Here is a 26,028-nt window from a genome sequence, read left to right on the forward strand (position 1 = left end):
TATTTGTTCTTTTATATTATATCCTTTTAGTATCATACTTTTCATTATACATATCTAAAATACTGGTTTTTTAAATCCTGCACCATGTATTTCAGAAGTGTCTATTATTGACATAAATGATTTTTTATCAACATCGATTAATATTTTCTTAACTTGCGCTAATTGTCTCGAAGATACAACACAATATATTATTTTCCTTCTTTTTTTAGTATATCCTCCTACTCCATCTAAAAAAGTAACCCCACGTCTAGTGTTTTCCATTATAGCCCTTGAAACATCATCTTCCTTCTCAGTCACAATCAAAAGCAGTTTCTTTTTATCTAAGCCTACCAATATTTTATTCATTATAAATGTTGCTATATAAATACTTATAAGAGTATACACTGCCAATACATAACTATCAATGGTGGCATTTATGAGAATAATTATTCCATTAATCAAAAAGAACACTGAAGATACACTTATTTCAAATTGTTTTTTAAAGATTATCGAAATTATATCTGTTCCTCCTGTGGAACCTCTACTTCTAAAAATAATCCCGGCACCTATTCCATTAAACAAACCTCCATAAACCGCTGCTACTAATGTATCTTTTATTTCAATAACTCCGCTTAAAGGTCTAGTTATAACTAAGAATAGAGATAAACTGAGCATTCCTATCAAGCTTACTATAGCAAATTCTCTATCAATTTTCTTCATAGCCATGAAAAACACAGGAATATTTAATAATAATAGATATATTCCTGAAGAGATTCCAGTTAGATACTGCAATATAATTGATATACCTGAGAATCCAGCTGCTAGTAACTTATTGGGAACTATAAAAAGATTAATTCCTATTGCTATTATCATTGATCCTAATAGGATTAAAAAAATTCTAAGAAAATAGTCTGTCTTAATACTGTTTTTTATCAAAATAAAACACCCCTTACAATATGAATAATATCCTATATTAAATCCATACCCTGTATAAAATAGAATTAACTTGGTATTATTTTATAAAGGATGAGCACTTACTTTTATTATTAAAAATTATTGGATTAGTCTATTTTACTCTCATTTCAACATTTCTTAGTATAATTAATTTTATAATAATTTGTATATAAACTCTATATATTTGTATATAATTTATATAGATATTTTATTAATTTTAGATTTTAATATAAATATACAGTATGAAAGATATTTAATATAATAACCCCGATTATTATATTAACCCCCAAAATTAAAAATAAATAACCCCAAAATAAAAGGAAGTAGGCTATATCCCTAAAACCTACTTCCTTTTATTCTTGGATAAATTATTTTCATCTACCTTAAATTTCACTTTAAAAGATGTTCCTTCGTCACTGGTATCTATATCTATTTCAGCATTATGTCTCAAAGCAATATTTTTACATACCATAACCCCCAAACCAGTACCTTTTTCCTTGGTAGTAAAGAAAGGGGTCCCAATCTTATCTAATATATCAAGTGGTATGCCTTTACCTTCATCTTTAACTTCAACAATTATTTCTTTATTATAGTAGTTAGTAGTTATCATTAAAGTTCCGTCCTTATCCATGGCTTCTAAGCCGTTTCTGGCTAGATTTAATATTAGCTGTCTTATTTCATTTTCATCTATTAGAATTTCCGGTATATCTGCTAACTGTATTTCAACTTGCTTATCGCTAATAAATGCGTCATATCTTATCAATGATTCAAGATCTGTTATTATACTGTTTATACTTTTCTTTCTTTTATTTGACTCTTGTTTTTTCCCTAGAGATAAAAAATCTGCTATAATAGTTATAGTCCTATCCAACTCTGACATCATAAGCTTGAGTCGCTCTCCATGACTACTCATTTCTTCTTTCATACTAAGGAGCTGTAGATTACCCCTTATTACCGATAGAGGATTTCTAATTTCATGCCCTATTCCAGCAGCAATTTCTCCTAATACATTTAATCTTTGCATCCTTGACATCTTCTCCTCATAGGATTTTCTATCAGTAATATCATTATATATTCCTAGAATTATCTCTTCCCCCTTAAGACTTCCCTTCACAGCCGTATATAATGCAGTATGTAAATCTCCAGATGATGTTTTAAAAATAATTTCTTCATTTCTAACCTCACCATTATCAATTACTTTCTGAAGTAATTCAAAATATCTTTTATTATCAATCCAAAAATTCAGATCTTCAATTCTCTTACCAATAATATCTTCATGATTTAATCCTACAGTTTCTAGGAAAGCACTATTAATGTCAACAATATTGCCATTATTAAGAGAGATTATTACTTGAGGGTCAGGAGTTATATCAAAAACCTTTGAAGCAAAATTCCTATGTGTTTTTAACTGTCTATTTGTATCCTCAAGCTCTCTATTTTTTTCTTTTAATATTTGTGCTGTCTTTATTCTCTCATTTGCTATTGCAACTTGATACGAAATAGACTTTAGTAAATCTAGTTCTTCTAAACTAAAATTTTTATTCTTACGGGAACCAAAGGACAAAGTCCCAACTAACTGTCCATAGGCAATCAAAGGATAGCATGCATAACATTGTATTCCTAATCCTTTCAAGTTATTTAATGATTCGTCCGAAGAGTTTTGGATATCCTCTTTAACTATTTTCTCTCGTTTTTTTGCCACTTCACCACAGACTTCATCTCCAATTTCTAGACATTCTAGCTCACTAGCTACATATTTAGGAATCCCTTTGTAGTTAGATAGATGTAATCTTCCAGTTTCCTCATCAAACATATAATTAAAATAGATTTCCAAATCCAAATATTCTGACAAATTATCAAATAAATCGATTAATAACTTTCTAGGAGCTTCAGATGATATGTAATGGTTTGAGCTACTTTCTAAAAACTTAGATTTCTTATGATTATCTTCTAAAACTATACCAATCTTTTTACCCTTTGTTATATCTCTAAAAAATACTCCTACTCCTTCGGTAATAGGAAAAACTCTAACTTCAAACCATTTAACTTCATTTAAAAAAAACGTCTGAAAGGTTTGTGAAACACCTTTTGTCAATGTTTCCTTTATTCTACTTATGGTACAAACACTAGTTTCTATATTTAGAACTTTATCTATCTTAACTCCTATTAAATCCTTTTCCCTTGCATCAAATAAAGAAATTGCATTAATATTTAAGTAAGTAAAACATAAATTCGAATCAACCGTAAAAAAAATACCTGGAAAATTATTGAATACACTGCTTGCTTTTTCCCAACTGTTGTCATGTTCCAATTTTATCCCCCTCTTTTTTTGAATGTGTTTTTGAAGATGGCCCCACACAGAACTTTCTAAATTACAGATTAAATTCATGTCAATGCATTTATATAGAGTATTAGGTACTTTATCAATAAATAAGAATACCAAAATGGTATTCTTATTTATCTTTCCTATAAATTAACGGTTTAAATCTTAATTTCCATCCTAGGTTGATTCTATTATTGTTTATTAAATAGATTATATTACTCAATTTTAAACTTATTTATTATTTCCATAAGTTGATCTGATAGATTGTCTAACTTATCAGCATAGTTAGCTACCTGCTGAATAGACGCTGATTGTTGCTGTGTTGATGCAGATATTTCTTGTGTTGAAGCCGCCGTCTCTTCTGAAATAGCTGATAAACTTTCTATCATAGTTATAAGCTTTTCTTTCTTGTTATTCATGCTACTACTATGGTCTGATACATTTGATACTATATTAGTTAGCCTTAATATACTCTCTGATATTTGATTAAATATATTCTCAGTATCTGATACCGCTACATTCTGTTCTAACACTATCCCCTTTGCATCATCCATCGACTTAACAGCCATTTCAGATTTATTTTTTATTTCCTCTAAAATACCATTAATACCTTGAATCGCCTCCGATGATTGTTCTGCTAATGTCCTTATTTCATCAGCTACAACTGCAAACCCTTTCCCTGCATCTCCAGCTCTAGCTGCCTCTATAGAAGCATTCAGAGCTAATAGATTTGTTTGTTCAGCTATATTTCTAATAGTTTCAGTGATTACTTCTATCTGTCCTGTGCTATTATTGACTTCTACTATTACTTCATTAATATTTTTTGATGCATTTTCGCTCTCTTTAGTCTTATTAATTAAAGTATTTACTACTTCTATACCTTCTCCAGCTAAATTATTAGTTTTATTAGATATATCGTCCATATCCAATGATAACTTTGCGACATTTTCAATCTCTTTACCTAATTCTACTATTTGAACAGAGCCATCCTCAACATCCTTTGCTTGTTCACTTGAACTATTTGCAATCTCAGATATTGTATATGCTACTTCTTCAATGGCAGTGGATGTTTCTTTTGAAATTTCAGATAAAGAGTCAGATGCACTAGATACAGTATTGCTCGAATTATTTATAGATTTGATAATATTCTTTAGATTATTCAACATCTTATTGAAAGACTCAGCTAAACCTCCAGTTTCGTCCCTATTCTTAACCTTTATCTCTTCAATTGTTAAATCTCCATTAGCTACTTCCTCTAATGATTCACTTATTTTTCTTATCGGCTTTGAAATATGTCTAGCAAATAATATTATAAATATAATTCCTATTAAAAATGCTATTCCCAAAGTAATTAGCATAATATATACTACTTTATTAGACCCTTTATTAAAGTCTTGGGTGTAGGTTCCTGCTGTAACTATCCATCCCCAGTTATTATCCTGCTTTCCATAGATTATTTTAGAAGCAACTTTACTAGAATTAGGTAACTCCCATTTATAATCTACAAATCCTCCACCATTCATTGCCTTTTTAATTGCATCTTGTGCAAAGTAATATCCTTCATTACTTTTATCCTGCATTTCCCACATGCTTTTACCTTCCAAAGAAGGATGGGCAATAGTGTTGCCTTCATCATCAAGCACATAAAAATACCCATTATCACCTAGATCAACTTCGTTGTCAATAGTACGAGTTCCATCTTCATTTTTTTCTCCTAATAGATATGTCTTAACTTCCTCTTGAGCTTGACTTAAGTCTATATTTCCTCTCTCAATTTCTCTTTGCTTCTCTTCTATTAATTGTATTACTTGCTCTACACTATTAGATAGAATAACCTTTCCTTTATTATCTAACTCTGATTTTGCAGTCCTGTAGCTTTGTAGCCCTATTGCTAAGCTAGGTAGTATAAGCAGTAGTAAACATAATATCAATAACTTATTATAAATAGTCTTTCTAAATCTTTTCCTCATCCTTTGACCCCCTAATAATTTTTAAGTCATTAAAACATTGGATACTTTCAATAATCGTAAGTTATTAAAAGATATTGAAAAATTAGTTTTTTTATTAACAATATAGAATATATATCAAACGTATATTACCCTTTTTTCTTTAATTTAAACAAGCTATCCCTTAGATTTTTTCAAAGATTATATTCTACGTCAATGTAAATTTAAAACAAATATTCTATACTTAAAGCTTTTTATCTATGTTTTAAATTTTAGCATATAATTTTTAAATTAAGAATATATATCTGAAAACTCAATGCTAATTCTTTCTACATTTGTGTTACTAGTTGCAGCTATTTCTTCATTGATAGTATTACTTTCACTAAGGATCGTAACTGGTAATGTTATAATAAACTCACTACCTCTTCCAAATTCACTATTAACGGAAATATTTCCGCCATGAAGGTGAATAATTGATTTTACCAGTGATAACCCTATACCACTACCTTCTGCCTTTCGTCTAAGAGATGAATCTACCTGTCTAAATCTATGAAATATTTTTTCCTGCATATCTTTAGGAATTCCTATTCCATTATCCTTTACAGTTATCTGTATTTCATCTCCTTTGTCATATATATTCACTAATATTTCATTTTCAAAATCAGAAAATTTTACTGCATTTGAAAGTAGGTTTAGCATTACCCTTTCAAGCTTTTCAACATCGCAAGCCATAATTTTCTCTTCAACTTCTGTATCAAATATTAATGTTAAATTTTTACTTTCTATATAATCAGCTACAGACAATGTAATATTTTCAATTACATTTACTATATTATGATTTTTTAGATCTAGTTTCATGAAGCCTGAATCAATTCTTGTTATATCTATCAGATTATTAATTAATCTTAAAAGTCTATAGCAATTTTGTTTCATCATCTTCATATACTTTTTAGTTGTATCATACTTATCACAATCCTCAACAGACATATGATTTCTTTCTATTAATTGAATGCCACTCAATATAATATTTAAAGGAGTTTTCAACTCATGGGATATGGTTGAAAAAAACTCAGTTTTAAGTCTATCATATTCCTTTGCTTCCCTTAAAAGAGTATTCTTTTCAATAATCTTTTTTTGTAATTCTTCTGCCTTTTTTCTTTCTCTAATATCTCGAATAACACTTAAAATATACATGTTATCCTCAAATTCAAAGGATGATGATCCTATTTCTACCCATGCAACCTCCTTGTTTTTGAGAACGACCTTCTGTTCAATGAAATCAACAGTTCCCTCTTGCCCAATTAATTTTTTTACTCTTTTTGATGTTATCCCTCTATAATCAGGATGGCAACTTATTACATCATCCAATTTATTTCTTTCAATTTCATCCAAACTTTGTATCCCAAAAAGACGAAATGCAGATTCATTTGCAATTAATAATTCATTATCTTTTCTTACAAAAACTGCATCAGGTAATAATTTGATTAACTTCTTATAGAGTGCTTCACTCTTTCTAAGTTCCTTTTCGAAATTCATTCTTTGAGTTATGTCTTTAAAGCTCCAGACACTTCCTGTAAATTTATCCTTAATAACTAATGGTCTATAGCTCCTCTCAAAAACTCTGCCATCTAAAAATTCGATTACATCACTACATTGTCTTTTCTCTCTAACTATTCTATCTATCTTTGATGGAAAATCATCTGACTCTATTAGTTGGTCTTTCACATAACTAATTAGCTCTGTATCATCTTCAGTAACTATCATTTCCTTAGGAATCTTCCACATATCTATAAACTTATTATTATAATGTAAAATCTTCTTTGTTTCTTCATCTACTACCATTATTCCATCTGCAGTAGCTTCTAAAATTCCAAACAATATATTCTTTTCTTTTATTAAATCTTTTTCTGATTTTTTTCTAGTGCGTATATTTGAAGCAAGAATAAAATTTATTACAGCAGATATTACTACTAAAAAACCTACGAAATAGTATAGAAACTTTTTCTGAATATTAATGGATGTATTAGGTTTATTGATAATCTTAACAAAAGGAGAAACCATTTCTCTTTTTATATTAAAATTCTTCATAGTTTCATAATTAATGACATGTGACGCAGGACTGCTAGATTCAAACTCTATATTCTCTACGTCCTCACCTCTGAATAGCTTTAATACTTTTTCAGCAGCATATTCGCCTGTATAAACGCTACTGATTGTTTTACCTCCCATAACCCCTTCGCCAATTAAAGAATCCCACAAAACATAGATTGGCCTATTTAACTTATCAAATATAGTTTTGTTTATTTCACTCATAGGAATTAGTTCCTTAGACTCTCCTTCAAAAATTCCTGATTGTAAAATTATACTTTTATCAGAAACACTATTGATTTTTTCCATTATGTCACTAACTTTGTTCTCCTGTAATAATATAAAGCTCACTCTATTTTCATAGTCTGGAATAATATCAGTTATCCTTTCTTGCATGTACTTTCCAAATAAAGAATTGTCAAAGGTAACTACGATACTTTCTGTATCTTTATGTAGCTGTAACGCTAAGTCTAATGTCCCCCTTATTTGAACGTCTTCTTTTATTCCTGTGTATATATCCCTGTTGGAATATATAAATCTATCTATTTCATTTAAACCACACAGTACCACTGGAGTATCCCCAAACAAATCATCATGATATTTTTTTAAGAATCTATATGCGTCATCATCAGTAGCTATAATAACATCAAAATTATAATTCCTATATTTACTCCTATACATTTTATATAGTATATCAAAATATGTTTCATCATTTATTGTTTTTGTATCCATATACTCTTTTTTTATTATATAAGTATGAGATTGATAATTTAGCACCTTTTCAATACCCTTAACAATATCATCAGTCCACTTATATCCTTTGTGGTATGAATTCAATATAAGGACTTTTTTCTTCACAGATTCTTGCCCCATTGATTGGTTTTTTGGTATTAAAACAAAAAAAATAATTATAATCGCTATTAATATTGTCTTCTGGTATAGACTATTACCGTACACTATAACCCCCCCTATTTGCTATATATAATTATTTCAATTTTTTTCTTTTAAAACCTTTATTTGTGTATATATATTTTATTTCAAGCACATAAAAAATGATGGCAGAAACCACCATCATTTTTTTCTTATATATTTCTTATATATTTCTTATATATTATAGAAATCTATTTTGCTACTTTACTTTAAATATACTAACTTCCTTATCAAGTTTCACTGCTAGCTCATTTAGCCTCTCTGCAGCACTAGCTACTTCATTAACAGCATTTGTTTGCTCTTCCATGGAAGCAGAAACTTCTTGTGACGATGCTGCTGTCTCCTCTGATACAGAAGAAATATTTTCAATAGACTCAAGTAATGCATCCTTATCACTATTTACTTGATTAATAAAGCTAGATATCCCCATAATCTTATTAGTTAAATCGCCAATTGATTCATTAATCATTTCAAATGAGCTATTAACCTCAGTTACAGACTGAGTTTGCAACTGTGTCCTTTCTTTAACCTCATTCATAATTACAACTGTAGATTGACTATCTTCTTTAACATCTTCAATTATTTCAGATATCTTATTAGCAGATTTCTTAGAGTCTTCAGCTAGTTTTCTAATTTCATCTGCCACTACAGCAAAGCCCTTACCATGCTCACCAGCTCTAGCCGCTTCTATTGAAGCATTTAGTGCAAGTAAATTAGTTTGTTCTGTAATCGAATTAATAGTCTCTAATATCTCACCTACTTCTGTTACTCTGTTAGCTAGAGTATTAACTGCTTTTTCAATCTTTTCAGTCTCCTTATTGTTTTCATTAGTGTTCTGTTGAAGTTCTCTAACTGCATTTGAACCTCTTGTATTAATACTGTTTACCTCTTCAGTTGAACTTAACATTTCATTTGAACTATCCTTTAACTCATTAAGTTTTATTGATAAGTTATGGGATAAGGCAGCTCCTTTTTCAGCATCTGCTGCTTGGTCAGATGCACCAATAGCAATTTGCTGAACCGTATTTGACACCTCTTGATATGCTGCATTTGTTTGTTGAGAAATAGATGCTAGATTTTCTGATGACGTTATAACTTCTTCGGAAACATTCTTTATATCGGTTATTAGTCTATTTAATGTTTCAATCATCGAGTTTAATCCAGCTCCTAATAATCCGATTTCATCTTTAGATTTTAATTTAGTTTTAACTGTCATATCTCCACTTTCAACTTTATTCATATTTTCATTTAAAATCTTTATGGGCTTAGTTATTGAGGTTGAGAAAATATATGAAGCAATAATAGCTATTAATAGGGTTATCAATCCTGCAATTATTATAACCTCTAATATCTTATTCGTTTCATTATGAATTTCATTTGAATATAATATTCCTAGAATAGTCCAATCAAATTCGTCAATTTTAGTAAATATTCCATACTTACTATACATTTCTTTATCTTCTTCATTCTCTTTATCTTCATATTCAACAACGCTTTCACTTTTAGAATTTATTTCATCTTTAAGCTTTTCTACTTGGACTTCTTCATTAATCATACTTAAATCTTTATGTGCAAGTATCTTATTATTACTATCTAAAAGAATTACATATCCATTATCACCAATTTGGATGTCATTAATCTTTTTTGAAAGGTCAGTTAAAGTAATGTCTACTCCAAATACTCCTATAAACTCATTTCCCCTTCCAGAATCATATACTGGCACGGCACAAGTTACTATTATTTGACCGGTGCTTGTATCTTGATATGGATCTGTCCAAATCATCTTTTGTTGTTCAACAGCCTTTTCATACCATTTTGTAGTAGTAGGGTCAAATCCTTCTGGCAAATCTACCTGTGGATATATGTATGTTTTCTTATCTTTTGTACCAATATAGACATTAGTAACATCTTGATGGGCATCTATAAAACCTTCAAAGGTTTTAAGCATCCACTGTTCGGAGTCTGAATTTCGATTTAATGCTTGTACATTTGGGTCCTTTGACAACATTAATGTGTTCTTTTCAACTTCATTTAGGTAAGTAGTTATCATCTTGCTTGATTCATTTATTAAGTTTTCAGTACTTTCTTCTAATCTACTTTTCATCATATTAGTAGCTATCAAATCAGAACTGATACCTAAAATAATTAATGATAATGAAGTAATAACTACAAACATAATCATTAGCTTAAATCGAATCCCACTATTAATCTTTTTGCTTTTTAACTGCTTCTTTTTATTAGACATAATAACTCCCCTTTCTATTATCTTATATTCATTTTTAAAATTCACTACTTCTTAGATTTTTCTTATTTAAATATCCCATTCCAAAATAACATCCAAGCTTTATTAAGATATTCTTCATCATAATTAAATTCAAAATTAGATATCTGAGCGATAACACCAAATAATAACCTTTCATATGCATTAAAAAAATCAATTTCAGTTATCCGCTCTAGTTTTGAGTTCTGGGATAAAGAAAGATAAATATCCGCACATAGTTGTCTACGATTCTTCCAAGTTTTTTCAAGTTTTTTATGTATAAGTTCATTATAGCCTTTAGTTGAGATTCTCATATTATTGGAAATGAACCTAGATATATTTTGGTTATTTATAAAAAATTTTATTTCTTCCTTAAATAATAAAAATAGTACTTCTTTCTTACAATTAGATCTCAGAGTATCAAAGAATTTACAAAAATACTCTTCATATTCTCCAACACAATAATCCATGACATCTAAAAATAACTTGTCCTTTGAAGAATAATGCTTATAAACAGATGGTGGAGTAATACCGACCTTCTTTGATATCTCCTTAATCGTGGTCCCTTTATATCCTTTATTAGCAAAGGCTACAAGGGCCGTTTTTCTAATTTTTAGCCTTGTTGAACACATCTGCATTCCACCTTTTCCCATTTTAGTTAATGGTTATTAGCTTTATATACATTTTATAACAAGAACTTACAACATTCAACAATATTTATCGTATTTTGGAGATTTTGTTACTTATACATAATGAAAATAAATTCAATTTCCACAAATACTAATATGGAACAAATAAACTTATTTTTCGTCTATGTAAAAAAAACACTTCATTTGAAAGGAGATTTAAAATGAAAAAGATTATTGCTGTTAGTTTAGGTATCGTATTATCAATGGTCTTGGTTGCATGTTCTAGTCCTAACGATGCAAAATCTGATTCTAATAACCAAGAGAATGAATATAGTCAAGGTATTACTGTAAACAACTTAGAATTTGATAGAATTCTGTATGAAAATCTATCTACAGAGGTTCAACAATATATAGAAGATAACAAATATAAAAAAGGCTATGATTTGTTTACCGATGAAGATGGAGAGATAACTTTGATAGTATATGCTGGTCAAAGGCCAAGTACTGGATATTCAATTAAGGTTGTTAAAATTGTAGATAATGAAGGTATTACTGGTGTAACTCTGAAGGAAACAACTCCTCAAGATGGGGAAAAGTCAGCTGACGTAGCAACTGTACTTACTTATCCCTTTGATATAGTGAGATTTAAAGGTGGTACTGATAATATTAATATAGAATATATGTCTACAGAAGATAAAAACAAATCTGATGATAACCCTAAAACTAATACCAATCATCCAGATTCCAATTTAAAAGAACTACATAATGAAGGAGTTTTTGTAGGAGGAATAGATAATAATTCAATTGAAATCGAGATTAATGGAGAACCATGGGCTTTTAGATTAACTAATGAAGCAAAAGATTATTTTAGCCAAAACACAATTGACCCAAATTCTAAAGTAGAATTTCTTTATACTATTAATGAAAATAATCAATATATGCTATTAAAGATTAACACCATAAACTAGTTTTAATATAAGAGAGTATAAATAATAGATACTTTAAAATTTTCAAATGACCACTCTTAGTCCCCTAAGTTAGTCTAAAGTATCTATAGGCTCTCTTTTTTTTTGAAATAAATTTTTATTGCTTAATTTTTAGGGTATAAACTTTTTTAGAGAAAGGGGATGATTATATGGAAAAAGTAATTAAAATACTAAAATATGCAATGCATATGGAAAAGCAAGGTGAAAATTTTTATTTGAAGTATAAGGACGATATTGAAAATGAAAGAGGAAAAAGAATCTTTGAAAACTTAGCAAAGGTAGAAAGAGAACACTATAACTTATTAAAGGCATATTATGATGAATTATCTCAAAACAAAAGCTGGGATGATTTAAACATAGACCTTTCTGGTGGAGAAGAAATCTTTGAAGCAGTAATGAATGAAGAGAAAGACAAAATAATATCAGAAAATATTAAAGATAATATGTCTGATATGACAATTATGAGAATGGCATATTTAATCGAAAATGATTTCGCTAACTTTTATCAAAAAGCATTAGAAGAAACTGATAATGACCAAGCCAAAGAGTTACTCGATACTTTAGCTAAGTGGGAAAATAAACATAGAGAATTATTCTATAATGAATTTAAAGATTCTATGAAGGATGTTTGGTTCGACCAAAATTTCTATCCTTTTTAAAGAGTGTTTTTTTATAATTTATCATGTTATCTAGAACTCTCTCACTTCTCTATAGGTCTAGATAATTTTGCTTCTATTACTTCAGAAATATCAATCCTAGACTTAGAAGCAATCTCATCTAGAAATAATAAGGATAGCCTACTTATAGAGAGGAGAGTTTCCTTCAAATAAAGCTGTCCTCGTGGACAGCTTTATCAATATTACTTATTAGATGACTGTTCTAGAAGCGTCTAAATGGTCCAAATAATGTTCTTCTATAATATCTTCTTCCCCTCCAAATAACCGTTAATAATAAAAACCATAACAATAGACTTGTAGGGCTTACATATTGTCTTCTTAGTTCCCTATCACTTATTTTTTTTGCATTTGAAGAAGTTTCATCTATTTTGACTAATCGCTTTGCCTCCTGAATTCCTCTAATTGTTTCTGTAGGAACAATGCTATCCATTTTAGCTATTAACTCTAGATTTTCAATGTGTTTTTTCTTTACTTCGTTTGAAACTTCTGCTTGTACTTTCTCTATTTCTGTATATAGTTCTGCATCAGAAGCATTTCCATATTTCTCTGAAAATTCATCAAACTGATCTACCATCGAATCATCATACATTATATTATAAAACATACTTCCAAAGTCATTTGCTTTTATTTCAGCCATTGCTTTACCTCCTTTAAACTATATTTGATGTCTTTGGCATTAGTATAATATGAACATGCTTGCAAAATGTTACATACTTATATTAAGCAAACAATTTTCATTATAATTCTTTTTTATATGCTAATATTTCCTAGGAAATTATCCTCTATCGACGATATTTGATTATTCTCTTTTGAATTTTTTGTAAAATAAAAACTCCTATGAAATATTTAATTTCACTAGGAATTTTTTATATTGCAAAAGATTTTAATACTACACTTTCTCTTTTTTGCAGTTAAAATTATTGTTTCTTAATTTCTTTATCAAAAAAAGACATTTGGTATATATTACTCTCCTTAAGATTTGAAACACTTAGACCAATTAATCTCATTGGTTCATTTATTTCAATACCATTGAGAATTCCATCAGCAACCTCAATTATCTCATCACAATTCTGTATATATCTTTCTAATGTCTTACTTTTTGAATGGGTTTCAAATGAAGATGTCCTGTATTTTACTGTGACAGTTTTAGCATGTATATCATTCTTATTAAGCCCTTGTGATATGCTTTCTGCAAATGTATGTATATATTTTTTTAATTCATCTTTAGCTATAACATCTATTTCTAATGTGGTTTCTCTACCATAGGATTTTCTTTCTCTTGATACTTCAACCTTTCTATCATCAATTCCCCTTATTTTTTCGTAAATTTCCAGTCCTAATCTACCAAAGGTTGTGAAGAGATATTCTTTTGGTAACTTTAATAAGTCATCTACAGTAAAAATACCCTTGTTTTTTAGTCGAGCAGCAGTTTTTTTGCCTATTCCATGTATTTTCCTGACAGGTAAGGGCTTCAATATATCAGGAATCTGGTCTTTGGTAATAATTTTAAGTCCATCTGGCTTATTCCAATCAGAGGCAAGCTTTGCTAAAAATTTATTATATGAAACTCCAGCAGATACTGTTAATCCTACGTTTTCTCTTACACTACTTTTTATGAATTTTGCTATCTCAACAGCATCTTCATTAGATTTTGAAACATCTAAATAAGCTTCATCTATAGATACAGGCTCAACTAAAGGTGTTATTTGATAAAGAATACTAAAAATTTCTTTAGACACTTCTCTATATCTTTCATGTCTTACAGGTCTAAAACAACCATTTGGACATAATATTCTAGCTCTAAATCCAGGCATTGCCGAATGCACACCATATTTTCTAGCTATGTAGTTTGCAGTAGTCACTACTCCACGTTCTTCTCCCCCACCTACAATAACAGGCTTTCCCTTTAATTGAGGAAAATCTAGTTCTTCAACGGCAGCGAAGAAAGCATCCATATCTACATGTATGATATTCATAAGAATACTTCCACCTCTGTTTAACTTACTTTTAATATTTATTCATATACATTTTATCATATTTTAATAATTAATATATATTATAGATATATGGAGTAATTTACCTTTTGTAAACAAGGAGGAATCATGAATACTACAATCGAGGCCTATTTAAAAGATATAAAATTCTTTAATACTGTTTCAAGAAATATGACTTTTGAAGATGTAAAAATCAATATTTTGAATTTTGTTCAAAAGGATCCTAGAGGCATATATACTCTAGCCATAGGCACTGACTCACAGGCAAAAAGTAATAGTACACTTTTTGTTTCTGCAATAATGATTTATAGATTGGGTAAAGGTGCATGGGGATGTATGAGTAAGTATTCTAACAATAGAAAAATCTTAAACTTGAGAGAAAAGATTGCAATTGAAACTCTCTTAACTCAACAGATAGCTACTAAATTTACACCAGATTTTCTTGATGAAATAATAGAAATTATTCTTCCCTATATAAACAAAGGAGCTGAATTTCACCATGAAGTACATATAGATATTGGTAAAAAGGGTGATACGAAGAAACTCATTAATGAAATGACAAGTTATTTTGCAGGAATGGGATTTGAAACTAAAATCAAACCCGAGTCTTATGTTGCTTCTTCATATGCTGATAAATATACTAAGTAAATCTGATAGTTTACTTTCTATGTAATCTTAATGAAGTCACAAGTTACATACAGAATATTTTCAATAGAGAAATTTAGCTATGACCAAAATTGATCATAGCTTATGATTATTTTACACCATGTCTATTGCTTTTATATACTTTTTTTATATTTTTAATATTAGTTATTTAGCTTGTAGAATATCCTTATTAATCCACCTTCTTAAAACTTTAGGTACTAGCACACTGCCATCAGCTTGCTGTAATTGCTCAACTAATGCTGGTATTAATCTACTTGTCGCTAGTCCTGATGCATTAAGGGTGTGTACAAATTCTTTATCCTTACTATTTTTTCTTCTAAATCTAATTCTCCCTCTTCTAGCTTGATATTCATTTGCACATGAAGCTGAGCTAACCTCTTTATATTCTTCCATACTAGGAATCCATACTTCTATATCATATGTTTTAGCCATAGCAGAACTACAATCCTTGGCTGCAAGCTTACTAACCCTATAATGTAAGCCTAATCCTTTAACAAGCTTTTCACTCTTTTCGATTAACTCTTCTAGTGCAGCAGCAGAATCTTCTGGTCTTGTAAATTGGAACATTTCTACTTTATTAAATTGATGTCCCCTAATCATTCCCCTTTCATTTGAACGATGGCTACCAGCTTCCCTCCTAAAACATGGGGTATATGCAAAGTACTTCTTTGGTAGCTCTGATTCATCTAATATTTCATCTCGATGTAAATTTACAAGGGCTGTCTCAGATGTTGGTAATAAAAACTGACGATAGCCTTTATTTTCTTTTTCTTCTATAAAAAATTCATCCTCATCAAATTTAGGGAACTGACCTGCAGTATAACCACATTGATATTGTAAAATATGTGGTGGCAATATAAATTCATATCCATCCTTTAAGTGCTCTTCTATAAAATAATTCAGTAATGCCCACTCTAATAGAGCTCCATCTCCTTTATAAAGCCAAAAACCATTTCCACCTAGTTTTACTCCCCTATCATAGTCAATTATATCTAAGCTTTTAACCAGATCTATGTGATTTTTAGGACTAAAGTCATATTTAGGCTTTTCTTCCCATACTCTTATAACTTTATTATTTTCTTTTCCGCCGGATGCTACATCTTCATCTGGTATATTTGGTAAACTTTCAAGAAAATTTTGTATCTTTTCTTCATATACACCTAACTCTTTTTCAAGATTCTTAATTGTATCAGATACCTTTTTCATATCCTCAATCTTAGCTGATGCATCCATTCCCTGTTTTTTTAATTTTGCAATCTGCTGAGATACGTCATTTCTCTCTGCTCTTAATCCTTCAGCCTTACCCATAATTTTTCTTTTCTCTTCATCCCACTCAAGAACTTCTGAAAAATCTACATGTTCCATTCTTTTTAATAAAGCTTTTCTAACCTTTTCATGATCCTTTCTAATGTCATTAATATCAATCATTATTTTACCTCCTCACACTTTTTAGATTAATAGATCTCTTTTCTTACCAACTCAAACTATCCCATAGTAAACACTAAAAATTTTTAAACTTAAAGCCAAATCTCCTTAAAATAAGCTATTTTTAGATAAATAAAAAACTCCCGCCTCCATTCATATAGAGACGAGAGTTACTCGCGTTGCCACTCTAATTGTTATCATAAAGATAACCAGCTCATTGTACAATAAAGGGTACAATCCTTCTAGCTTTTAACTAGCGACTCAAAAAGTGGAAAAATTACTTGACACATCAGTTCTCACCAACCACTGACTCTCTATAGCATCATAGTAATCGTAGCTTTCGTCAAAGTCATTTTAATTCTCTTTTTCAATTATTTGTAACATTATAGCATATATAGTATTTAGTCTCAAGGCTTTATTATAAAAACTTTTTAAATCATAAATTTTTTTAAAAACATATTTAAATTTCATATATATTTTATACAAATAAAATAAGAAGAAGTTATAGATCAAATAACCCCTTCTTATTTAAACTAACTTTAAAATTTGAATTGTAAAACTACTATTGGATATCAAATGAAACATATAGATCTTTAGTATCTATAAAATCCACCAAATAGTATTACTAATAGTAAAAAGAAAAATAGTAAGCTTGAATCTTCACCGAAAAATCCACTAAGTAGTCCACCTTTGTTTTCAGTCATTTAAAAAGCCCTCCTTTTATTTTATTGATTAATTGCAAGTTAATACCATTATATGGAACTAAATATTTTTTTGTTACAAAAAAACTTGAGAGAAATTCTCTCAAGTGTTTAATGCTTTAAAAATTATTATTTTTATTAATAAGCTGTTTTTCTCCAGCTTCTACTAATCTTTTAGTCATCTCTCCGCCAACTTTACCTGCAAAGAATATATTGTCAACTATGCCATTAGTGCTAGTAGTATTTGAAATTTCTGATGGTACTCCTAGCTCGTTTGCTATCTCATATTTCATTTGGTCTAATGCTAACCTTGCTTTTGGATCTATTGGACCTCTAGCCAAAATCTCACCTCATTTACTATAAATTTTTAAGCTTACTATTATTTTTTGTGAGATTTGTTTTAGGATACAATGAAATAATAACAATTCATACTAACTCATAACTTAGTTGCCATTTTTTGTTTTAAATTGTGATTTAATAAATGCAGAAATAAAATAGGTAGCCCCTGATGTTAGAATGATTGTCGCGCCAGATGCTATATCAAATCTATAGGAAAGGTATAAGCCTAGTATACAAAGAACTACTCCTACTATAATAGATATAAGCATTATATTCATTAAGTTATAGCTTAATAACTTTGCAATTGATGGTGGTATTGTTAAAAGTGCTATAACTAAAATGATACCCACTAATTTAATTAAAACTACTATTGTAAGTGCAATCATAATAAAAAGAATTTTTTCTAATATTTCAGTTGGAATTCCTATTACCTTAGAAAATTCTTCGTCAAAAAAATATGCCTTCCAATAATTATATAGTGAAAATATTACTATAACTATGATTAAGTCAATCATTGACATCATTATTATCGACGAGGAAGATACTGTCAATATATCACCAAACAGATATGATGTCATGTCAGGAGGATATCCTGGTGTTATAGCAATAAATAAAATACCCAATGCCATTCCTAATGACCAAAACATACCAATTAAAGCATCAGAATAGGTGTGGATTTTTTTGCTCACTTGTGCTATACCCAAGGCAGATATAATTGCAAATACAAAAGCACCATATATAGGCTCAATTCCAATATAATATCCTAGCCCAATGCCACCGAATGAAGTATGTGCTATTCCTCCACTTAACATTACTAACTTTTTTTCGATTATAATAGTTCCTATAATTCCACATGCTATACTAGCTAATACAGCCGATAGAAATGCATTTTGCAAATATGTATACTTAAATATAGCTTCTATCAATTTTCTTCCCCCTTATGTTCTCTCAATACTCTATGGGGTGTAGTACCGTGGGTTATTAAGTCTATAGGACACCCATAAGCTTCTTGAATTTCTTGTTCGTCAATATGTATATCATCACCATGATAATGAAGCTGTTTATTCACACACGCTATGCTACCAATATAAGATGATACAATCCCCATGTCATGACTAACCATAATAATGGTCTTTTCACTATTTATTTCTTTCAATAGCTGATATATGTCATTTTTAGCATTTGAGTCTAAGCTTGCTGTAGGCTCATCTAGGATCAAAATATCAGGATCTATCATTAATGATCTAGCTATGAGAACCTTTTGCATCTGTCCTCCAGATAGCTGACCTATTTGCCTATTTTTAAATTCTAGTATGCCTAGCTTATTCATTATTTGTTCAGCAACTTGAATATCCTTCTTAGAATATTTGTGTAATAATTTCATTCTTTTTGTCAACTTTCCCATAAGGATTACATCTAAAACCCTGATTGGAAACTTTTTATTAAAGCTTGTAAACTGAGGTACATACCCCAGCTTAATATCTTTTTGCATTTTTACTTTACCACTATTTGGTTTTATTAAACCTAATAACACCTTTAATAAAGTGGTTTTCCCTCCGCCATTAGGTCCGATAATTCCTAGGAATTCCTTCTCTTTTACTTTAAGATTTATATTATCCAAGGCTCTAACTCTACCATAATTCACATTTACATCTTGCATTTCTATAATATACATAATTTACACCCCTTTAATGCAAATGATTTGCATCTATGACTATTATTATATTATCACTTTTTATTAATTAGTCAATATCTCGTCACTATAAAAATACACTTTGAATTTTCATCCCATTATAAATATTTCCAACAATTGATGCCATTAATCATAATAAATTTCTTAGATTAAAGATTTTTCATACAATATTGCATAAAATTTTAATAAGTAATTTCTTTAAATAAGTGCCTTTATTAATACTATTATCGTTATATGAACTGGATAAAACCAATACCCTATAAACTTGTTTACTTTAGTTTTAATTTTTATATCTCCCAAAATGAATGGAAGTGCCAAGATACTCAAAGTTTGAATAATTGACCCTCCCGAAATATAATATAGAATATTTAATGTAAGAAAGGATATAGTAATTTTAGGTTTGTCAGTATAGAAAATATAAAACAACATAATCATCAATAATCCATATCCACCATACTGAAATTTAAATATTTCAGCTATTATTACCATTAAAAAAGACAACAGCTTCCTATCCTCTTCATACAAATGAATTGCAATTAAGCCCAAAGCTAGAGTAGGCATTATATTCAACTTCCCTGGAGAGAAAAACATATATGGAATTTGTGATATTACTGAAAAAATTAAAAGTCTTGTAAAATACTTTTTTAAATTTGATGTTTTCCTATAACCTACAGTTAATTGATAGGCAAAAATAGGATATGCTATCCTTCCAATAATTCTTAATACTATAATTGTTGGAAATAATTGATATCCAATATGATCAATTAACATTGTTACCATAGCTATAATCTTTAAAGTATCATTTCTCCCTAATGCTAATGATTTTTCTGATGTTTCAATTCTATCCCTCTCCATTGCTTCACCCCATCAATCTAATGTTTAATTATATTATATATAATTTTTTCAGAATAAGGAAATTTCGCAATTAATTTTTGAATATTTTTTTATATCCTTTTAATTTGGAATTTTCTCAAAATAATGAAATAAAATATCCTTATGTACTAACACCTATTTAGTATAAAATGATATAATACCTATATATCGACAATTTTTTTCATGTTATTTAAAAATTTAGTATAATGTGTACCACTAATAACTAGCAAGGAGGGAATTTCAATTACTAAATATTTTAGTTTTACAAAACTCATATTTTTATTAGTACTTGCCTTTATTCTATTTAAGATCATTAATGCACCTAATTTTTTCCCCTTTGTTATTAAGCTAATTATGCCTTTTATTTGGGCTTTCTTAATAGCATACATTTTAAATCCTTTAATGGTTATTTTAGAAAAAAGAGCTAATTTAAAACGTATTTGGAGTCTCTTAATTATTTATGTTTTTCTATTAGGGCTTATAACTCTTATAATTACTATTATAACACCAAGCATCATTGATAGTTTTACAAATATAAGAGATAATCTTCCAGACTATTTTTCAACTACTGAAAAATGGCTAATAGAACAGTCAACTAAGCTTTCATTTCTTAGTAAGTACGGTGTTGTGGATTCATTAGAAGAGAATTTAAATGGAATGGTTAACACTCTTAGCCAAAATTTGAGTTCGACTTTAAAAGAAACTATTTCTCAATTAATAAATATTACATCTGCTTTCTTAAACTTCGTTTTAGGTATAGTTATTTCCTTATATATTCTTAAAGATAAGGAGTTTTTTGCTAGACATTTAAAGAGACTTTTGTATTCTCTACTAGAAGAAGAAAAAGTAGATTATCTAATTAAACTTGGTACTGAGCTAAATGTAGTTTTTTCGAAGTACCTTATAGGAAAGCTTATAGACTCAATTATAATAGGAATCCTCTGTTTTATAGGATTAATTATATTAGGAATCCCTTACTCATTGATAATAAGTTCTATTGTTGGTGTGACAAATATGATCCCATACTTTGGGCCATTTATTGGAATGGTTCCGGCAGTAATCATTACACTATTCTATAGTCCAATTAGAGCTCTCTGGGTTGCCATATTTATTCTTGCATTGCAACAGTTTGATGGACTTTATTTAGGTCCAAAAATTTTAGGTACTCAAGTAGGCTTAAAACCTTTCTGGGTTATATCTGCCATCATAATCGGTGGAGCTTTGTTTGGTGTACTAGGTATGTTACTTGCCATTCCTATAACTGGAATGATTAAAGTAATTCTAAACAAGTTTGTTACTTCTAGATTGGAGAATAAAAATATTAAATTGTAATAAATTGCATAAAAAAAGCGAATTAGTCCGCTTTTTTTATGCTAATACATTTTTATAATCCAAAATTTCATCTATATTAATTAGATCATAGAAAATATTGCTACTAACACTATCCTAAAGGTTACATACTTTTCCATCACAATAACAGCTACTCCAAACTTCTTTACATTTTTTTTTCTTATTAGCTGCATCGGTAGAAATCTCTTCTAAATATCTATAGTTCTTTTCTCTATTTGTTACAATTGCTATAGATATGCTCATAATCGGGAATTGCTCCTGTATACCATGCCGATTGTTAGTTATAATATACCCTCTGGCTCTGTCAATACCATTGTAAAATTCTATGATTTTTTTATTAAATTCTTTTCCTATAGCCTCACATATTGATTTGTATTCATAATTATTAAGTATAACAATGAAGTCGTCTCCACCAATATGCCCAATAAATGCATCAGGCCCACCATGTATTATCGTATAGTCTTTAATAATTGTTCCAGTTAGCTGAAGAATACCATCACCATTCTTGAATCCATATAAATCATTATACGCTTTAAAATTATCTAAATCAAAATATAATATACTATACTGCTCTTCATCTAATATCTCTCTTAATTTTTCTTCTATTTTCTGATTTCCAGGTAATCCAGTGAGAGGACTAGAACACATAGCATCTTCTACCCTTATTTCAGATATTTTTAAAAGAAGGTCCCTTATACTAACTACTCCATAATATCTATCATTTTTTGAAACTATTATATAGTCATATAATTTCTCTTGTTTTCGCTTCATGGAGAGTTTACTGACATCAAGAATTGGAGTGTAATAATCAACAATTAAAGGATTGTTATCCATTATAAGCTTTATTGGCCTTTTCATATAGAGTGCATAGCCATATTGCTTCCCTAGTGCCTGATAAAATTGAACCTTAGTAATCAATCCTATAGGTCGTCTTTCAGATAAAATGACTACTCCTTCTATTGTGTTATTTCCCTCGAATTTTTCATTTACCTCTTTTCCCAATACATCAGACGATACTGTTGAAACTTGATGAACTATTTCTCCAATATACTTCTCCATAAAACTCCTCCTTACAAGCTCAATAAAAATAATCCTATAAGAGCATTGCCCTAATTACAATTATACTTATATTGATTTAGTTTTGGTGAAATCTATGTAAATATTTACTATTTTCATGAAAAAGTGGCTTAATACATCCTAAATTTCCTTTTACTTTATATAAATCCATCTAAACATAAATTGTAGGACTATTCATCTCTATATTGTTATGTAACCCCATATGTTTCAAACTAAGTATTTAGGTTATATAAATAATATAGGAAATATTTAAAAATTAAAATTCTTACATAAAGGAGGATTATTATGAATGACTATTTAGACAAAAGTGTTGAAAAAGCAGAAACTATGTATAAGGAAAGTGAAAATTTAGCAAGATTTAAAAAAACTACTGATCTAATTGGCCTACCAGTTCAAAATTCTAATGGTGAAAACTTAGGGGAGATTGAAGACATAGTAATAGACTTTAATGAAAGAATTATAAAATATGCAATTATCTCCTTTGGCGGATTTTTAGGATTTGGTGAGAGATTATTTGCAGTCCCATGGGAGATTATAGATTTTCAAGAAGCAGAACTTATCTTTGTGTTAGATGTAGATAAAGAAAGCTTAAAAGATGCTCCTAAATTTGCAAGAGAAAAGTGGCCTATTATGAGTATGGAATGGGCTGATGAAGTGCATCAATACTATGGAATTAGAATGAACTTACAACAACCCATTAAGCCAGAATCTAAAAAAGAAAAATATAATAAAGAAAAAGCACATGATATGCGGCTTTAATAGCCGCTATCATTTTATTTTGAAAACTTTCTGAGCAATTCTTATTGCAGCTTTTGGGTCCTTAGCATAAAAATCCGCATTTATTTCTTTAGCGTATTCTTCATTTAATACGGCCCCTCCTACCATTATCTTACACGGAATACCTCTATCTTTAATTTCATCTATTACTTTCTTCATATTTGAAACAGTACTTGTCATCAAGGCACTAAGACCTATTAATCTTACTCCCTTATTTTCTATAACCTCAATAATCTCTTCAGATTTAACATTTACTCCTAAGTCAATAATTTCATACCCATAATTTTCAAGTATAACTTTAACTATTCCTTTACCAATATCATGGATATCTCCTGTAACAGTAGCTAAGGCAATTTTCCCTTTGGAGAGATTGCTTTTATTTTTTATATTATTTTTTATAATTTTAAATGCTTTTTTAACTGCTTCAGCAGACTGCATTAACTGAGGTAGAAATATTTCATTTACCTCATATAGTTCACTAACCTCATCTAAAGCCGGAATGATATGGTTATCAATTACAGAAATTGGGTCCTCATTAACTAACAATTTTTCAGCTATAGCCTCTGCTTTTTCAGCTAATCCATCTATTATAGCTTCTCTAAGATTAAATTTCTCCCTATTATCTACATCATGATTAGAATTTTGCTTTTGTAATCCTAAGCTAGATATATATCCTTTACCGTTTTTATCTTGATTTGATAAAACTTTATAAGATTTCACTGCCTCAATAATGCCATTATCTAAAGGATCTACTATTGGTAGGTCTAATCCAGATGACAATGCCATAACTAAAAAAGTACGATTGAGTAATTGTCTTTGAGGAAGTCCATATGAAATATTACTTATACCTAGGGTTGTTTTTACTCCAAATTTCTCTTTGACTTGACTTATAGCATCTAAAGTATTTCTAATTATCCCTTGGTGGGTTGAACAAGTTAATGCTAAGCAATCAATTAATATGTTTTCTTTAGGAATATCATATTGATTAGCTGTCTCAATTATTCTTTCAGCTATTCTTAATTTCTCTTCAATAGTTTCAGGAATCCCATTTTCATCTAAGGTCAAGCCGATAACACATGTTCCATATTTTTTTACAATAGGAAATATGGTATTCATTACATCTTCTTTACCATTAACAGAATTTATTATGGGTTTACCATTATAATGTCTTACAGCAGTTTCTATAGCTCCTGGATTCACACTATCAATTTGTAATGGAAGATCAACAATAGCCTGTATTTTTTTCACTACTTTTCTCATTATCTTTTCTTCATCAATATTAGGAATACCTGTATTTATATCTAGAATATCAGCACCAGCTTTTTTTTGATCCATTGCTTCATTTAGAATAACTTCTAATTCTTCGCTTTTCAGTGCCTTTTCTAACTCATTCTTTCCAGTAGGATTTATTCTTTCTCCAACTATTTTAGTTGCACCATCTATTATAACAGTCTTTGTACCTGAGGTAACTGTAGTTAATCTTTGTATTTGCCTTTTTATTGGCTTTAAATACTTTAATCTATTCTTGATAGCTCTAATATAATCAGGTGTAGTTCCACAGCAGCCTCCAAGTATAGAGGCACCTTTATTAGCTATATTATAAATATATTCAGCAAATTCGTTATAATCAATATCATATACCGTCTTACCATTTTCAACCTTAGGTAAACCAGCATTAGGTTGTACAATAATAGGAACTGAGGAATACTTAATTATTTCTTCTATAGTTGACTCCATTGCCTTCGGACCAAGGGAACAGTTAATTCCTAATGCATCAACCCCTAGAGATTCCAGAATGTTTACCATGGTAATAGGATCAGCACCTGTTAAAGTTCTGCCATTTTCTTGATATGTCATTGAACAAATTATTGGTAGATCACTATTTTCCTTAGCGGCAAGAATTGCTGCCTTTGCTTCATATAAATCAGATAAGGTTTCAATTATAATTATATCCGCCCCTGCCTCATAACCTGCTATAACTTGTTCTTTAAAAATGTTATATCCTTGCTCAAATTCCATCTCCCCAATTGGTTCAAAAAGACTCCCAATGGGTCCTATATCTAATGCAACTAATTTATCCATTGAAGCTTTCCTAGCTATTTCTACAGCCTTCTTAATAACTTGACTAACATTATATTTCTCTTCCCTAAATTTTAGTCTATTGGCGCCAAAAGTATTTGTTGTTATTACATCAGCTCCTGCATTAATATATTTTTTATGAATATTATATATTAAATCCGGATTTGTAACATTTAATATCTCGGGTAATTCTCCTGCCTTTATACCAGCTTGTTGTAACATCGTTCCCATAGCTCCATCAAATACAACAAATTCCTCATTAAGTATTCTTTTAAAATCCAA

At 29.4% G+C, this 26,028-nt stretch carries 21 protein-coding genes and 1 other annotated feature; of the genes, 5 read left to right on the forward strand and 16 right to left on the reverse strand.

Annotated elements, in window-relative coordinates; translation table 11 throughout:
- Positions 1-54: 54 nt before the first annotated feature.
- The 6 genes from JMO20_RS12575 to JMO20_RS12600 all read right to left on the reverse strand — a co-directional run bounded on the left by JMO20_RS12575 (position 55) and on the right by JMO20_RS12600 (position 11,112).
- A complete protein-coding gene (locus JMO20_RS12575; protein ID WP_202710028.1) occupies positions 55-915 on the reverse strand; it encodes a YitT family protein in 861 nt (286 codons plus the stop codon).
- Between the two features lie 361 nt (positions 916-1,276).
- Positions 1,277-3,244 carry an ATP-binding protein gene (locus JMO20_RS12580; RefSeq protein ID WP_202710029.1) on the reverse strand — a complete coding sequence of 656 codons (1,968 nt, stop codon included), beginning with the start codon at positions 3,242-3,244 and terminating at the stop codon, positions 1,277-1,279.
- 227 nt (positions 3,245-3,471) lie between these two features.
- Positions 3,472-5,226 carry a methyl-accepting chemotaxis protein gene (locus JMO20_RS12585; protein WP_202710030.1) on the reverse strand — a complete coding sequence of 585 codons (1,755 nt, stop codon included), beginning with the start codon at positions 5,224-5,226 and terminating at the stop codon, positions 3,472-3,474.
- Between the two features lie 267 nt (positions 5,227-5,493).
- On the reverse strand, positions 5,494-8,247 hold the full coding sequence (locus tag JMO20_RS20620; protein WP_202710031.1) for an ATP-binding protein: 2,754 nt from the start codon (positions 8,245-8,247) through the stop codon (positions 5,494-5,496).
- Positions 8,248-8,419: 172 nt separating this feature from the next.
- The gene (locus tag JMO20_RS12595) at positions 8,420-10,465 is read right to left on the reverse strand and encodes a methyl-accepting chemotaxis protein (protein WP_202710032.1); all 2,046 of its coding nucleotides are present in this window, start codon (positions 10,463-10,465) and stop codon (positions 8,420-8,422) included.
- Between the two features lie 62 nt (positions 10,466-10,527).
- The gene (locus tag JMO20_RS12600) at positions 10,528-11,112 is read right to left on the reverse strand and encodes a TetR/AcrR family transcriptional regulator (RefSeq protein WP_202710033.1); all 585 of its coding nucleotides are present in this window, start codon (positions 11,110-11,112) and stop codon (positions 10,528-10,530) included.
- A gap of 218 nt (positions 11,113-11,330) precedes the next feature.
- Here JMO20_RS12600 and JMO20_RS12605 point away from each other — a divergent pair, with 218 nt between their 5' ends.
- Both JMO20_RS12605 and JMO20_RS12610 read left to right on the forward strand, forming a co-directional pair.
- Positions 11,331-12,077 carry a protease complex subunit PrcB family protein gene (locus JMO20_RS12605; RefSeq protein ID WP_202710034.1) on the forward strand — a complete coding sequence of 249 codons (747 nt, stop codon included), beginning with the start codon at positions 11,331-11,333 and terminating at the stop codon, positions 12,075-12,077.
- Between the two features lie 167 nt (positions 12,078-12,244).
- Positions 12,245-12,754 carry a ferritin family protein gene (locus tag JMO20_RS12610; RefSeq protein ID WP_202710035.1) on the forward strand — a complete coding sequence of 170 codons (510 nt, stop codon included), beginning with the start codon at positions 12,245-12,247 and terminating at the stop codon, positions 12,752-12,754.
- Positions 12,755-12,795: 41 nt separating this feature from the next.
- Here the strand turns inward: JMO20_RS12610 and JMO20_RS20405 are convergent, their stop codons facing one another.
- The 3 genes from JMO20_RS20405 to JMO20_RS12620 all read right to left on the reverse strand — a co-directional run bounded on the left by JMO20_RS20405 (position 12,796) and on the right by JMO20_RS12620 (position 14,748).
- Positions 12,796-12,921, reverse strand: coding sequence for a hypothetical protein (locus tag JMO20_RS20405; protein ID WP_279380126.1), 126 nt, complete (start codon positions 12,919-12,921; stop codon positions 12,796-12,798).
- A 53-nt stretch (positions 12,922-12,974) separates the two neighbouring features.
- Positions 12,975-13,409 carry a hypothetical protein gene (locus tag JMO20_RS12615; protein WP_202710036.1) on the reverse strand — a complete coding sequence of 145 codons (435 nt, stop codon included), beginning with the start codon at positions 13,407-13,409 and terminating at the stop codon, positions 12,975-12,977.
- Positions 13,410-13,689: 280 nt separating this feature from the next.
- Entirely contained in the window at positions 13,690-14,748 is a 1,059-nt protein-coding gene (locus JMO20_RS12620) for a DNA polymerase IV (RefSeq protein ID WP_202710037.1), read from the reverse strand.
- 126 nt (positions 14,749-14,874) lie between these two features.
- Between JMO20_RS12620 and JMO20_RS12625 the strand changes: the two genes are divergently transcribed.
- Complete coding sequence (locus JMO20_RS12625; protein WP_202710038.1) at positions 14,875-15,414, forward strand: ribonuclease H-like YkuK family protein; 540 nt, start codon at positions 14,875-14,877, stop codon at positions 15,412-15,414.
- A gap of 162 nt (positions 15,415-15,576) precedes the next feature.
- Here the strand turns inward: JMO20_RS12625 and serS are convergent, their stop codons facing one another.
- From serS to JMO20_RS12650, 5 genes are all read right to left on the reverse strand, one after another.
- Positions 15,577-16,860, reverse strand: coding sequence for a serine--tRNA ligase (serS, locus tag JMO20_RS12630; protein ID WP_202710039.1), 1,284 nt, complete (start codon positions 16,858-16,860; stop codon positions 15,577-15,579).
- Between the two features lie 153 nt (positions 16,861-17,013).
- Positions 17,014-17,213, reverse strand: a binding site (T-box leader).
- Positions 17,214-17,677: 464 nt separating this feature from the next.
- The gene (locus tag JMO20_RS12635; protein WP_279380127.1) at positions 17,678-17,899 is read right to left on the reverse strand and encodes an alpha/beta-type small acid-soluble spore protein; all 222 of its coding nucleotides are present in this window, start codon (positions 17,897-17,899) and stop codon (positions 17,678-17,680) included.
- Positions 17,900-18,001: 102 nt separating this feature from the next.
- Positions 18,002-18,823: a metal ABC transporter permease gene (locus tag JMO20_RS12640; RefSeq protein ID WP_202710040.1), complete on the reverse strand. Its 822-nt coding sequence runs from the start codon at positions 18,821-18,823 to the stop codon at positions 18,002-18,004.
- Positions 18,820-19,572 carry a metal ABC transporter ATP-binding protein gene (locus tag JMO20_RS12645; protein WP_207753498.1) on the reverse strand — a complete coding sequence of 251 codons (753 nt, stop codon included), beginning with the start codon at positions 19,570-19,572 and terminating at the stop codon, positions 18,820-18,822. Before JMO20_RS12645 ends, JMO20_RS12640 begins: the two co-directional genes overlap by 4 nt.
- A 216-nt stretch (positions 19,573-19,788) precedes the next feature.
- Positions 19,789-20,445, reverse strand: coding sequence for a TraX family protein (locus tag JMO20_RS12650; protein WP_202710041.1), 657 nt, complete (start codon positions 20,443-20,445; stop codon positions 19,789-19,791).
- Between the two features lie 291 nt (positions 20,446-20,736).
- Between JMO20_RS12650 and JMO20_RS12655 the strand changes: the two genes are divergently transcribed.
- Positions 20,737-21,795, forward strand: coding sequence for an AI-2E family transporter (locus JMO20_RS12655; RefSeq protein WP_341534027.1), 1,059 nt, complete (start codon positions 20,737-20,739; stop codon positions 21,793-21,795).
- A 114-nt stretch (positions 21,796-21,909) separates the two neighbouring features.
- Here the strand turns inward: JMO20_RS12655 and JMO20_RS12660 are convergent, their stop codons facing one another.
- Positions 21,910-22,872 carry a GGDEF domain-containing protein gene (locus JMO20_RS12660; RefSeq protein ID WP_202710042.1) on the reverse strand — a complete coding sequence of 321 codons (963 nt, stop codon included), beginning with the start codon at positions 22,870-22,872 and terminating at the stop codon, positions 21,910-21,912.
- A 303-nt stretch (positions 22,873-23,175) separates the two neighbouring features.
- Here JMO20_RS12660 and JMO20_RS12665 point away from each other — a divergent pair, with 303 nt between their 5' ends.
- Positions 23,176-23,649, forward strand: a complete 474-nt coding sequence (locus tag JMO20_RS12665) for a PRC-barrel domain-containing protein (protein ID WP_202710043.1) — start codon at positions 23,176-23,178, stop codon at positions 23,647-23,649.
- Between the two features lie 9 nt (positions 23,650-23,658).
- Here JMO20_RS12665 and JMO20_RS12670 read toward each other — a convergent pair whose 3' ends face one another.
- Positions 23,659-26,028, reverse strand: coding sequence for a homocysteine S-methyltransferase family protein (locus JMO20_RS12670; RefSeq protein WP_202710044.1), 2,370 nt, complete (start codon positions 26,026-26,028; stop codon positions 23,659-23,661).

The organism is Sporosalibacterium faouarense, assembly GCF_016765695.1.
GTDB classification, from domain to species: domain Bacteria; phylum Bacillota; class Clostridia; order Tissierellales; family VENL01; genus Sporosalibacterium; species Sporosalibacterium faouarense.